This is a genomic window from Haloferax sp. DFSO52 (assembly GCF_048158745.1).
In the GTDB taxonomy this organism is placed as follows: domain Archaea; phylum Halobacteriota; class Halobacteria; order Halobacteriales; family Haloferacaceae; genus Haloferax.
Genome location: NZ_JBLOPB010000004.1, coordinates 109,263 through 121,733, shown reverse-complemented (window position 1 = coordinate 121,733; position 12,471 = coordinate 109,263). Strand labels below are relative to the sequence as shown.

Below are 12,471 nucleotides of genomic sequence, written 5' to 3'. Positions count from 1 at the left end.
ATTTCTTACTGTTTCTCGGGTCGCTCGAACACCGTGGCGACGCCCTGTCCGAATCCGACGCACATCGTCGCGAGACCGTACCGGCCCTCACGTCTGTCGAGTTCGTGGAGGAGCGTGGTCGCGATGCGCGCGCCCGAACACCCGAGTGGGTGGCCGAGGGCGATTGCCCCTCCGTTGGCGTTCACCTTCTCGTCGTCGATACCGAGTTCCTGCGTACAGTAGAGACTCTGTGAGGCGAACGCCTCGTTGAGTTCGACGAGGTCCATGTCGTCGAGCGTCAACCCGGCCTTGTCGAGTGCGAGGCGCGTCGCAGGAACCGGGGCGATGCCCATGACCTCCGGATCGACGCCAACGACAGCACGCGAGACGACACGCCCGAGCACTGGTAGGTCGTTAGCGTCGGCGTACGACTCTGCCGTCACGAGTGCGCCCGCTGCGCCGTCGGTCAGCGGAGAGGCGTTCCCGGGGGTGACAGACGCTGCATCGTCGTCGGCGAACACCGTGGGGAGCGATCCGAGAACCTCCATCGACGTGTCTTCGCGTGGTCCTTCGTCCTGTTCGACCACGCCATCGGGCGTCTCGACGGTGACGATTTCAGCATCGAATCTGCCTGCGTCACGTGCAATGATTGCTCGCTCGTGAGACCGGAGTGCAAACGCGTCCTGGTCTTGGCGGGAGATGTCGTATCGACGCGCAACCGTCTCCGCAGTCATCCCCATCGAGAGAGACGACTCATCGCCGTATCGCGATTTCAACGCAGGGTGAAGCCAATCGGAGAACGGAACACGGGACATGTGTTCGACGCCAGCGATGGGATAGACGTCGCCATCGCCAGATTCGACTGCCCGTGCAGCATCGTTGAGCGTCGTCAGTGAGGACCCGCAGAGCCGAGATAGCGTCGCCCCCGGAACATCCTCTGAGAATCCACCGGCCAGCAGTGACTGGCGCGCGAGATTCCGTCCCTGTTCGACTTCCTGGTTCGCACACCCGAGTCGGAAATCGACCCACTCTTCGGGGGAGACACCGGTTCGTTCGACGAGAGCGTCGAGAACCGAGACGACCAAATCTTCCGGATAGACGTCCGCAAAGCCGCCATCTTTCTTCGCTTGCGGCGTTCGCACTGCGTCGACGACGACTGCTCGCTCGTTGGAACCGCTCATACAGAGGTGTGTGGCACCATCTGTCTTGAACCTTCGTCAGAACTGAGGCAAACGGTTATGATGGTTCCCGAGTCCAGTTGTGATAATGCACGTTAGTGTACTCGGCGCGGGAACGATGGGGCACGGAATCGCCCAGGTATCCGCCATGGCCGGCCACGAGGTGACGATGCGGGATATCGAAGACGAATACGTCCAGAACGGGCTCGACGCAATCGAGCGAAACTTGCAAGGAGGTGTCGACCGAGACAAGGTGACGCCGGCAGAAATGGAGGCGACGCTCGACCGAATCACTGGCACGACGTCGCTCTCGGCGGCCGTCGTCGACGCTGACCTCGTCGTCGAGGCGGTTCCCGAAGATATGGGTCTCAAGCAAGACACCGTCAGCGAGGTAGAGTCACTCGTCGGTGACGAGACGGTCATCGCTTCGAACACCTCATCGCTGTCCGTGACAGAGATAATGAGCGCCCTCGACGACCCCGGACGGGGTATCGGTCTCCACTTCTTCAACCCCGTTCACATCATGGGACTGGTCGAAGTCGTCGTCGCAGAACAGACCGACGCAGAGACGCTGTCGTTCGCGACAGCGTACGTCGATGGCATCGACAAGACCGCAATCGAAGTCGGTGACTCACCCGGATTCGCGTCGTCGCGTCTCGGCGTCGCACTGGGCGTCGAGGCCATGCGGATGGTTCAAGAGGGCGTCGCTTCTCCACGAGACATCGACGCCTCGATGGAACTCGGCTACAATCACCCGATGGGACCAATCGAACTCGGTGACGTTGTCGGACTCGACGTTCGACTCGGGATTCTGGAGTACCTCCGAGAAGAACTCGGAGAACGGTTCCGCCCGCCGCAGATTCTCAAGCGGAAGGTCCGCGCCGGGAAGCTCGGCAAGAAAGCTGGCGAAGGGTTCTACGTCTGGGAAGACGGTGAGATAGTCGGCGTGAGCGAGGACGTGATGAGCCGATGAACGACGTCGAATCCATCGCTTCGGAGTGTGAGACGGTGGACGTCGCCGTCGACGACAGAGTCGAAGGTGTCGCGACGGTCACCCTGAACCGACCGGATGCGCGAAACGCGCTCAACGCGACCCTCCGTGCCGAACTCAAGCGCGTCCTCGACGCGATCGAAGACAGTCCCGTGCGCGTCGTCGTCCTCACCGGTTCGGACGAGGCGAAAGCGTTCGTCGCTGGCGCTGACGTGACGGAACTGCGCGAACGAGACATGCTCGAACAGCGTGAAGCGAGCAAGCGCCCACGCGTGTACGAGTACGTAGACGACCTGCGGCAACCCGTCATCGCGCGTATCAACGGTCACGCCCTCGGCGGCGGGTGCGAACTGATACAGGCGTGTGACGTGCGAATCGCACACGAGCGAGCGAAGATTGGCCAACCGGAGATAAATCTCGGTATCATGCCCGGCGGCGGCGGGACACAGCGTCTCCCACGACTCGTCGGAGAGGGGAACGCGATGCGACTCATCCTCACGGGCGAACTCATCTCCGCTGACGAGGCGGCAGACATCGGCCTCGTAGACGAAGTGTACGGTGACGACGAGTTCGACGACCGAGTGTACGAACTCGCAGAGATGATGGCGACGAAGAGCCCTGTGGCACTCGAATTCGCCAAGAAGGCGGTCAAAGCAGCGTCCCGAATGGACCTCGAACAGGGAATCGAGTACGAAGCAGAACTCTTCGCACAGCTCTTCGGAGGCCCCGACAAGAACGAGGGAATCGACGCGTTCTTCGAGGACCGAGAGCCGGAGTGGCACGAACGGTAGCGTTCGAGCAGTTCGAACGCTTTCGAACCGGGGTCGAACGGAACGAGCGTCTCTCATCGCACAAATATTCTGGAAATTAGATGCGTTTTTCCGGAATAGTACGCTACTTCCTGCTCAGTGTGAGCATTTTGCCGGTGACGAGCGAGTGGAGTACAGTAATTATGTTCCGTATATTCGAACGAGAGTACGTAACAACAGAACACTGGTACGCACTAATAGAACGACAGTTCGACCAAGTGACACTATCGGTCGAGGGGCAGTGCCCGTCGAGAACCACATATCGCTACTCGGAGTACACAGAGCAGCAGTGGCGGTGAGTTCGCCGTCAGGAGAAGGTGAACGTTCCTTACATGCGTACCAGTGTAACGCCACTGGGAACGTGGCGACAGATGCGCTGGTATACATTACATATGTAGGCTCGTAATTGTCAGACAGGTGTGTCTATGCAGCGAGATTCTTCACAATTGTTTGTCTAAAATCTGTTCGTATTATTCGAACAGAGAAAATGTCCTTGTACTTGGTGAATTCAATGGTTTCAAGCCGTTTTGGGCACGAATAGCTGAATATATAGGGGGAACCACGAGCGTAGTGGGTTCGAGTTATTCGAACAAGCGTTCGAGAACGTGAATCAGACCGGATGAGGCCCAGTTAGCGAGCAGGCCCAGCACGCCGAGTCGCTCAGGAGAAGTTGAGATTGATTTCGACTTCGTTGGCCGCGCCGAGCAGAAGGTTCGCCAGGTCGACGGTCAGTCGCTCTCCTTTGAGGCGGTTAGACGGCCCAGAGATGCTGATTGCGCCGACCGGGTATCCGTCCTGGTCAGTGACAGCGACACCGACAGCGTGGAGTTTGGGGACGATTTCCTCACGGTTGAGTGCGAACCCGCGCTCGCGAACTGTGCGCAACTCTCCGAGGAGTTCCTCCGGCTCCGTTATCGTCTGTGCCGTCTTTGCCGGCAGTCCGTGCTGGTCGATAATGTCCATAACGCGTTCGTCTGGCAACTCCGAGAGGATGGCCTTCCCTGCGGCGAGTTGATGCAGGTAGGAAATCGTCCCCTCTCGGGCAGGAGTCCGAACCGAGTTTTTCCCGGCAGCGCCGTACAGGTGGAATCCGCGTCCCTGTTCTTCCGTGACGCACCACACCTTTTCGCCCGTCTCTTCGGCGAGTTCGTCGACTTTGGGGCGCGAAACCTCGTAGAGTTGGTGTTGGTTCCGGGCGTAAATTCCCAGGTCGAGCGTTCGAAGACCGACCCTGTATCCACCGTCGTCCGGGACGGCGAACCCTTCCTGTTCGAGCGTCTTCAGGTGTCTGTGAACCGTACTCTTCGCTAACCCGAGTTCGGAGGCGAGTTTCGTCGGTCCCAGCGGACCACGTTCCTTCAGCCGTTCGAGGATTGCGAAAGACGTCGTCGCCGTCTTTACTGGGCGGCGTTGTTCGTCGGTCATCGTGTGTCGTCTGTTCTCAGTACCCATAAATTTGTTCGAACTAATCGAACACGTGTTCAGATTATTCGAATGCTTGCGCCGGCGATAGAGCAAAGTACTCCCCCGTGGGATAGCAGACGTGCATGATTAAATTGGTGAATCTAGTCGTTAGGAAACCGGACTACTCTCACGAGGAGTTCGTCGAGCGGTGGACCGGAGAACACGCCGACATCGCCAAAGAACTGCCCGGTCTCCAGAAATATTCGACGAGTCTCCCGACGGACCCGGAGCGGTCGTCGTACGACGGCATCGTCGAACTCTACTTCGAAGACATGGACGCGTTGAAGACAGCGTTCAGTTCGGAAACCGGTGAACGCGTCAACGCCGACGCCGCACAGTTCATCGACATGGAGCAGGGACCGACCCTCTACGTCGATGAGACGGTGCAACTCGACAGGACGTGACGGAGCGATGGACACCAGCGAACGACTCGTCGAGAGTCTGGAGCGTCTCGGTGTAGAGCGCATCTTCGGCTACCCCGGCGGTCGCGTCATCGAACTGTTCGACGACCTCCCCGAGTCGACTATCGAACTCGTCCGGCCACGCGACGAACGGGAAGCGAGCGTCATGGCGGAGATGCACGGGCGATTGACCGGCGAACCGGGCGTGCTCGCCGGCCAGGGGCCGTGGGTGGGAAGTCTGGGTCTCATCGGACAGATGGAAGCCCGTCTCGCCTCGTCACCGATGGTCGCGATTACCGAAGCGTCGGAACGCGGAAATTACTCGACGATAGCGCCGTATCAACAATCTCGCGGCGACTATGGAGGACTCGAACTCCCGAAGATACTCGACGCCGTCACCAAGGAACACTGGTTCCCGCGGACGCCGACAGAGACGATTCGGAGCGTCCAACTCGCGTTCAAGCACGCCGTCGCCGGACGGCCTGGCCCGACGGCAGTCATCCTCGACGGCGACGCCATCACCCGTGACTACTCCGACGACGTACTCCCCCCTGTGTGGGACGAGGAGACGCAAACGCGAACGTGGAAAGCGGCACCGACACCACAGGACGTGGCTGCTGCAGTCGAGGCACTCGAAGGTGCTGTGCGGCCGGTCATCGTCGCCGGAAACGGCGTCCACGCGTCCGGAGCCTACGACGAACTACAGGAGACTGCCGAAGCGTACAACGCCGCCGTGGTCACGTCGTATCTCGGGAAATCGACGTTCCCCGAGACACACCATCTCGCGGGCGGCGTCATCGGGTCGTTCGGTCACGAAGGAGCGAACCAACTCGTCAGCGAGGCGGACGTCCTCCTCGTCGTCGGCTGTCGGATGAATCCGATGGACACCAACTGGCAGGCACCCGAGTTCATCCGCCCCGACGAACAGACCATCATCCACGCCGACATCGACCCCCGGAACGCTGGATGGGTCTACCCCGCCGACGTCGGACTCATCGGCGACGCCGCCGAATCGCTCCGAGAGCTGGTCGCATCCGGCGGCAACGAAACCGACTGGGCCGCAGACCGGGCCCAGACGGCCCGCGAGTCGTTCACTGCGCCCGAGTGTGAGTCAGACGCCGCACCGATTCTCCCGCAACGGGCAGTCAAGGAGATAGAACGGATCGTCGACGAGGACACCATCGTCACCGCAGACTCGGGGAACAATCGGTTCTGGCTCCTCAACTACCTGCAAGTGCCCGCCGTTCAGACCTACTACGGGTCGGGCGGCGTCGGCGGGATGGGGTGGGCGACGCCCGCCGCAGTCTCGGCGGCGCTCGCGACGGACAAACACGTCGTCGGCGTCGCTGGCGACGGCGGGTTCGCCATGACGATGACGAGCGTGGAGACAGCCGTCGAACACGATGTCGCGCCGACGTTCGTCGTCCTCAACGACACCAGTCTTGGGATGGTCAGACAGATGCAACACGGGCCAGACGACATCTCGGGCGTCGAGTTCCACGACACTGACTTCACGCGCGTCGCGGAGGCGTTCGGTGCCAACGGCATCCGAGTCGAGACGCCGGGCGAACTCGGTGACGCACTCGCCGATGCGAAGGGGAGCGGCCTCCCAACGGTCATCGACGTACGAATCGACCGGGACCAGAACATGGCCGAGACGCTGCAGTCGTCGTTCTACGCGTCGGTCGGCGGCCTCCACGAGTAAGACGAGACGGCCGACGCGTGCTGACAACGCGTGCTGGCAACCCGTGTCGGCGCGGGAAACACTTTTCTCACCCGGTGGTAGACCTATGTAGCATGTCAGCATCGACCGTGATGGTCACCGGTGGTACTGGATTCATCGGTTCGTACGTCGCACTCGACCTACTAGAAGCGGGCCACGACGTGGTGGCCTACGACCTTTCGACCGACCCGCGCATCCTGAACAAACTCGGCATCGCCGACGACGTGACGATACGCCGTGGCGACGTGACCGACTCGACGGACGTGATTCGAGCGGTCAAAGAGACCGGAACGACCCACATCATCCACCTCGCAGCGCTCTTGACGACGACAGCACGTGCGAATCCGCGCGCCGCTCTCGAGGTGAACGTCACCGGGACGAACAACGTCTTCGAGGCGGCACGCACCCTCTCGGACCAGGTCGAACGCGTCGCGTGGGCGTCGTCCGCAGCGGTGTACGCACCGCCAACGAACTACGGCGACGAGTTCGTCACCGAGTCCGACCTCGTCTACCCCGACACCCTCTACGGGGCGACGAAAGAGTACAACGAACACCAGGCACGCGTCTACTACGAGGACTTCGGCGTCTCGCACGTCGCCATTCGCCCGACTGTCGCCTACGGTCCCTACCGTGAGACCGGTGGGTCGGCGTTCCTCGCCAACATCGTCGAGAAGCCTGCACTGGGCGAGTCGTTCAGCGTCGAGTACGGCGACCAGATTATCGACTGGCAACACGTCCGCGACATCGCACAGGCGTTCCGAAAAGCCGCGTTCACCCCCGACGACGACCTCACACAGCGCGTGTACAACGTCCGGGGAGAACTCGCGACGATTCGAGCGGCCGCAGACGCGGTCAAGAACATCATTCCTGACGCAGACCTCACCGTCTCCGACGAAGGTGAACTTCCGTGGACGCAACAACTTGACATGACCAAGGCGCAAGCAGACCTCGGATACGACCCCGAGTACGACCTCGAAACCGGGTTCCGCGACTACATCAACGTCCTTCGCAAGGAAAACGGACTGGACCCCGTCTGACAGGACACGTCAGTCGTCAATCGTCGGTCGCCGTGTCTTCACCGAGCAAGTCGCGGATGTCGTCGGCCGACAGGAGGTCCACCAAACTCTCACCCTCGTCGTAGCGCTGACGTTCCTCTGCGGTCAAATACTCGTCTCTGTCGCGGTCCAAGAGCAGTTCTTCGAGTCGTTCGTCGAGGTCGTCTGGGTCGTAGCCGGGGATGACCATACCCCACGATATGTGCTGTGTTACCTTATATCTCGGTGGCGACGTCGACAGGGCGCAGACCTCAGGGATACGTTCCAGCACCGCCGGTGAGCGTTCCCTCGGTCTCGAACCATCCGTTTGTCGTCCCGTCGAACGTAGCAGACATCCGCTGGTCGAACCAGTTCCACCCGTTGGCCAAGAAGAACCCCCAGTCGGTCTGTCCGTGGAGAGAGACCGATACGGACACGCTTCCGCGGGTGGACGCGGTAGCGTCTGCGTAGAGGTGACTCCCGTACGTGTAACACCGTTCTGTCTCGTCGGTCCACGACGGACACTCGACCTGGGTCACGGCGTTCGCAGGTGTGAGGACGAAATCGGACACCCAGGGGTCTGCCGTGTGGATGCGGCCCGGTTCTAACTGCGTGTTCGCGCCAAAGACGTACGTCCCAGCCTCGACGCTCGACGCGCGAAGCGCGAGCATCGGCCCGTGCTCTGTCTCCACTATCTGGGTCGTCCAGTCGGCCGACCCGCCGGTGGCATCGGGTACGTGCGGACCGTCGTCGCCAACCCACACCTCCGGTGGGTCCTGAATCACCGCTGCGTCCGCGTACTCGTCCGCCAGCGTTTCACCATCCCGCGTCGGAACGGGGACGTAGAGGGTCACGTCAGTCAGGTTCGTGTCTGTTTCGACGGCGACGCGGTAGGTGTACGAGTGGAAGTACGACGTGAGTGCCGTCTCGACGACGAGGATACCCCCACCGACGACTGCGGTGAGGACGACGATTGCACCGAGGACGATTCCGACCGTCCGCCGGTTCATTTAGACCACCTCCTCGGCGTTCGTCGCCTCGCTGTTGGTCGCCCGTTCGGAAGCGTATCCACCGAGAAATCCGCCGAGTGCTGCGATCGTGAGGACCATCACGGTTGCGACGACCAGTGCCGCGGCGATTCCGAAGGGGAAGAACCCGAGTGTGTTGAGGGCGACACCCGGAAGGTAGAGAGACGTGACCAGTATCATCAAGACGATGACGACGGATGAGATATCGAAGGCAACACCGACGACGACGACGATGAGAACGGGAACGAACGCTATCGTCCCCGCAAGCAATCCGGTCCACGCACCAGTCCGGCGACCATCGGAAGCGAGATACCCTGCGAGGAACCCGCCGGCGAAACCAGCGAGAACCGCGTTCCAACCGAGGAAGACAGCGAGGACTGCACCGAATACCGCACTCGTGACCGGCGGGCGTCGTTTCATGTCGTGTATATCACGTCTTGACATATTGGACCGTACAGACGGTTCTCACCGTCTGAGAGCAACGGAATCGTGATAATCGGTCGCTCAGTCCACGACGACGCCGTCGTCTTTCGTGTTCGGCGCGCCGACGATGAACACCTCGCCCGCGTCGAGGCAGGTGAGTTGGCGGACTTCGTCGGACGAGACGACGACGACGTCACCGGGTTCGAGTTCGAGCGTTTCTGTCTCATCGTCGTCGAAAATGGTCAGTTCGAACTGTCCAGAGAGCACGTGATAGAGTTCCTCTTGTTCTTCCTGATAGTGTTTGGTACTCTGCTCACCAGGTTCGAACACCCAGACGGACGGGCGCATCTTCGCGGGGCGGAGTTCGTACCCGACGGCACGAACCCGGCCGTCCGCGATGGTGTTTTCGTGCAGTTCGAGGTCCGCGAGATTGACGCGATCGTACATCAGACCGACCTTGGACTGGTAGAAGGTAAATGTGTAGGTGGATACGGGGAGTCGGGTCAGTTACTGTGTCTGTGAGTACTGCTCGACCCACTCCTGCAGACTGATACCCATCGTCGCCTGCGTGATGGCGTTCGAGGAAGCCGAGTTCGCGCTCTTGACGAGTTCGGCTTCGAGTGTTCGCGTCGGAATTTCGCCGATGAAGTGTGGAATCGCTCGCTGGACCGCAAGCGGGCACCCAACTTCGTGTGCGAGCGCGTAGCCCGAAAGCGAGTGCGGAATCTCCTGTGTCGCGTACTCGGGGTCCGGGTTCGTCAGGCGGTCCTCGTCGACGAAGTCGACGTACTCGTAGCACTTTCCAACGTCGTGGAGGAGACATGCGGCGACGACGACGTCGAAGTCGGGGTCTGCACCGTGGAAATCTCGTTGTTCTTCGGCGGCACCGATGGCGATACGTGTCACGCCACGGACGTGCTCGACGTTCGTCACCTCGTGAATGTTCCACGCGTACGGGATGTCCTCGATATCTCGCCACCCGCCTCGTTCGAGGCCGAGACACCACGCGTCGACGACTCTCTCACGAAGGTCGTCGTCCTCAATGTCGGCGAGTTCAGGAAAGGCAGCCTCGACCTGTTTACGGTAGTCGGTGGCGTTCATCCGGCCATCACTCCCCCGTCACGTCTTTCTGGACCGTCTCCTGTCCGACGAACCGTGGCCGGTCTTCGAGCGAGAGGAAGTTATCGACGTCTTCGCGCGGGGCTTTGGCTTTCGGGTGGTCCGGGTCGTAATCACGAGACGACTCGTGACCGAGTCCCGCTCGGAGGGCGTCGAGACTCTCGAAATAGAGTTCCGCGACGCCGTCGAACTCGGCGTGTTCAGGGTCCGTCGGGACGACACGGGCGTAGCGAACGACGCCCGGAATCTCACGCGCGAGTGGCACGTGGTTGTTCGCCCAGTGGTCGAGGAACTCCTCGTGGGTCATCCCGTCCTTTCGGACGAGGAACGCGGAGTGTTTGTACAGACCGGTGGTGTCGCCGCCAGTCTCGTCTTTCTCGATGAATTCCTCTCCGATGAGTCGCGGGCGGCGTTCGATGTCGAGGAAGTTGTCCACGTCTACTCTGGCTTCCTTGGCTTTCCCCATCGCCGGGTCGTAGTCGCGCGAGCCCTCACTCCCGAGTGCGTCGTGGAGGGCGTCCAAGTCGTCGAAGTACAACTCTGCGATGCCGTCGAACTCGGCCGCCTCGGGGTCTGCCGGGAGCACCGTCTGATACCTGACGACGCCCTCGATCTCGCGAGCGATGGGCGTGTGGTTGGTCTGCCAGTAGTCGACGAACTCCTCGTGGGTCATCCCCTGCTTGCGGACAAGCAACGCTATATGCTTGTACATGCGTACACCATTCGGTTCACGTATACCGTCATAAATCATGAGGTATGGGCACGTGTCACGGCCGCCACCCACCGCGGCAACGTCGTCCCCGTCTACAACAATTTAATACGATGTTCGTGAGTGGTACTACCATGCCTTTCCACGAACGGGAATTCATGAGTGGAACCCGCGGTACGATGGCCGTCGACTGGGAGCAACGAATCGACGTCAAGCGTATGCGCGAGGAACGAAAAGCGCGTGCCCTCGAACGTATGCGAGACGCAGGACTCGGCAGTATGCTTCTCATCGACGACCCGAACATCCGGTACGTGACCGGACTGGCGATGACGGGTGGGTCGGGCGCAGACCACTACTCGCTGCTCATGGAAGACGGAAACGTCGTCCACTGGGACACCGCCGACCACGCGAGTAATCAGAAGTACAACTGCCCGTGGCTGAACGACATCAGATACGCCTGCCCCGGACTCGGGAACGTTCCGCGCGCGTCTGGCCGCGACTCCGCCCGCTCGTTCCTCATCGACAAGATGGCACAGACAGTCGTCGACGCGCTCGAAGACTACGACCTGACGAACGAGCCAATGGGTATCGACTCGGGACACACGGGCCTTCTGAACGCGTTCGAGTCAAAAGGCGTCGACGTTCGCCCCGCCGAGACGGCGCGGGTGATGGAAGACGCGCGGAAGACGAAGACCGACGACGAAATCGAGTGTCTTCGACAGGTCGCCGCAATCTGTGAAGCAGGGTTCCAGGCCATCGTCGACAACGCGAAACCGGGGAAACGAGAGTCAGAAGTGTGGGGCGACGCAGTCCGCGAACTGTGGCGACACGGCGCGATGGCACAAGGTGGCTACATCACTTCTGGGCCGAACACGTGGCCGAAACACCAGGCGAACACCACAGACCGAATGATTCGGCCCGGTGACCTCGTCTACGCGGACTTCTACAACATCGGCTACCTCGGCTACCGGTCGTGTTACTACCGGACGTTCTCGATGGGTGAACCGACCCGGGAACAGAAGGACGCCTACGAGACGGCACGAAACAACCTCTACGCCGTCCTCGACGAAATCGAACCGGGAAAGACCACGGACGAAATCGCGATGGCGTTCCCGGACATGGAGGGCGAACACGCCGACTGGTACGGTGCCGACGAACACTGGCAGCTGACGACGAACCACTGGGCACACGGACTCGGCCTCCAGCTGTACGAAGTCCCGCTCATCTGGCGTGGTCTCTCGCCGGACCACCCAATCGAGATCGAAGCGGGGATGACGATGGCAGTCGAGACACAGGAACCCGCCGGCAGACAGGGCGTCCGCGTCGAAGAGATGGTCGTCGTCCGCGACGACGGCGTCGAACTGCTCAGTCAGTGGCCCGTCGAAGAGATAACCGTCATCGACCACTGACGAACAGGGGACTGTTTCGACACGCTCGGCGTGGGCGTTCTCCCTGTTCCTCAACTATCCACTTATTTTGTCATTTCAGAGTGTCGAGCCCATCATACAGATTGTACAATTTTTACAATTTTTACAAATTGTAACTTCGATGGCGGTTCAAACCCATCTACAGGTAAGTGAGAAACGGGTTCATCCAGAACACTGTCGAAGATA

General features: G+C 60.7%; 14 protein-coding genes. 6 read left to right on the top strand and 8 right to left on the bottom strand.

Going from position 1 to position 12,471, the window contains the following annotated elements:
* Positions 1 to 5: 5 nt before the first annotated feature.
* Positions 6 to 1,160: a thiolase family protein gene (locus ACK3SC_RS17930; protein WP_416841616.1), complete on the bottom strand. Its 1,155-nt coding sequence runs from the start codon at positions 1,158 to 1,160 to the stop codon at positions 6 to 8.
* An 85-nt stretch (positions 1,161 to 1,245) separates the two neighbouring features.
* Here ACK3SC_RS17930 and ACK3SC_RS17925 point away from each other — a divergent pair, with 85 nt between their 5' ends.
* Together ACK3SC_RS17925 and ACK3SC_RS17920 are read left to right on the top strand one after the other, a co-directional pair.
* Complete coding sequence (locus ACK3SC_RS17925) at positions 1,246 to 2,130, top strand: 3-hydroxyacyl-CoA dehydrogenase family protein (protein ID WP_416841615.1); 885 nt, start codon at positions 1,246 to 1,248, stop codon at positions 2,128 to 2,130.
* The gene (locus tag ACK3SC_RS17920; RefSeq protein ID WP_416841614.1) at positions 2,127 to 2,939 is read left to right on the top strand and encodes an enoyl-CoA hydratase/isomerase family protein; all 813 of its coding nucleotides are present in this window, start codon (positions 2,127 to 2,129) and stop codon (positions 2,937 to 2,939) included. Before ACK3SC_RS17925 ends, ACK3SC_RS17920 begins: the two co-directional genes overlap by 4 nt.
* Positions 2,940 to 3,617: 678 nt before the next feature.
* Here ACK3SC_RS17920 and ACK3SC_RS17915 read toward each other — a convergent pair.
* Positions 3,618 to 4,382 (bottom strand): IclR family transcriptional regulator, encoded by a 765-nt coding sequence (locus tag ACK3SC_RS17915; RefSeq protein WP_416841613.1) that lies wholly within the window; start codon positions 4,380 to 4,382, stop codon positions 3,618 to 3,620.
* A gap of 122 nt (positions 4,383 to 4,504) precedes the next feature.
* Between ACK3SC_RS17915 and ACK3SC_RS17910 the strand changes: the two genes are divergently transcribed.
* From ACK3SC_RS17910 to ACK3SC_RS17900, 3 genes are all read left to right on the top strand, one after another.
* Positions 4,505 to 4,825, top strand: coding sequence for an EthD domain-containing protein (locus tag ACK3SC_RS17910; RefSeq protein WP_416841612.1), 321 nt, complete (start codon positions 4,505 to 4,507; stop codon positions 4,823 to 4,825).
* A gap of 7 nt (positions 4,826 to 4,832) precedes the next feature.
* Positions 4,833 to 6,527 carry a thiamine pyrophosphate-binding protein gene (locus ACK3SC_RS17905; RefSeq protein WP_416841611.1) on the top strand — a complete coding sequence of 565 codons (1,695 nt, stop codon included), beginning with the start codon at positions 4,833 to 4,835 and terminating at the stop codon, positions 6,525 to 6,527.
* A 110-nt stretch (positions 6,528 to 6,637) separates the two neighbouring features.
* Positions 6,638 to 7,582: an NAD-dependent epimerase/dehydratase family protein gene (locus ACK3SC_RS17900; protein ID WP_416841727.1), complete on the top strand. Its 945-nt coding sequence runs from the start codon at positions 6,638 to 6,640 to the stop codon at positions 7,580 to 7,582.
* Between the two features lie 16 nt (positions 7,583 to 7,598).
* Here ACK3SC_RS17900 and ACK3SC_RS17895 read toward each other — a convergent pair whose 3' ends face one another.
* From ACK3SC_RS17895 to ACK3SC_RS17870, 6 genes are all read right to left on the bottom strand, one after another.
* Positions 7,599 to 7,790 (bottom strand): hypothetical protein, encoded by a 192-nt coding sequence (locus ACK3SC_RS17895; RefSeq protein ID WP_416841610.1) that lies wholly within the window; start codon positions 7,788 to 7,790, stop codon positions 7,599 to 7,601.
* 61 nt (positions 7,791 to 7,851) lie between these two features.
* Positions 7,852 to 8,589: a hypothetical protein gene (locus ACK3SC_RS17890; protein ID WP_416841609.1), complete on the bottom strand. Its 738-nt coding sequence runs from the start codon at positions 8,587 to 8,589 to the stop codon at positions 7,852 to 7,854.
* Positions 8,590 to 9,027: a DUF5518 domain-containing protein gene (locus tag ACK3SC_RS17885; RefSeq protein WP_416841608.1), complete on the bottom strand. Its 438-nt coding sequence runs from the start codon at positions 9,025 to 9,027 to the stop codon at positions 8,590 to 8,592.
* Between the two features lie 84 nt (positions 9,028 to 9,111).
* Positions 9,112 to 9,477, bottom strand: a complete 366-nt coding sequence (locus ACK3SC_RS17880) for a cupin domain-containing protein (protein WP_416841607.1) — start codon at positions 9,475 to 9,477, stop codon at positions 9,112 to 9,114.
* Positions 9,478 to 9,537: 60 nt separating this feature from the next.
* Positions 9,538 to 10,131: an HD domain-containing protein gene (locus ACK3SC_RS17875; RefSeq protein WP_416841606.1), complete on the bottom strand. Its 594-nt coding sequence runs from the start codon at positions 10,129 to 10,131 to the stop codon at positions 9,538 to 9,540.
* A gap of 7 nt (positions 10,132 to 10,138) precedes the next feature.
* Entirely contained in the window at positions 10,139 to 10,861 is a 723-nt protein-coding gene (locus tag ACK3SC_RS17870) for an EthD family reductase (RefSeq protein WP_416841605.1), read from the bottom strand.
* A gap of 155 nt (positions 10,862 to 11,016) precedes the next feature.
* Here ACK3SC_RS17870 and ACK3SC_RS17865 point away from each other — a divergent pair, with 155 nt between their 5' ends.
* Positions 11,017 to 12,267, top strand: coding sequence for a M24 family metallopeptidase (locus ACK3SC_RS17865; RefSeq protein WP_416841726.1), 1,251 nt, complete (start codon positions 11,017 to 11,019; stop codon positions 12,265 to 12,267).
* The last annotated feature ends 204 nt before the right edge of the window (positions 12,268 to 12,471 follow it).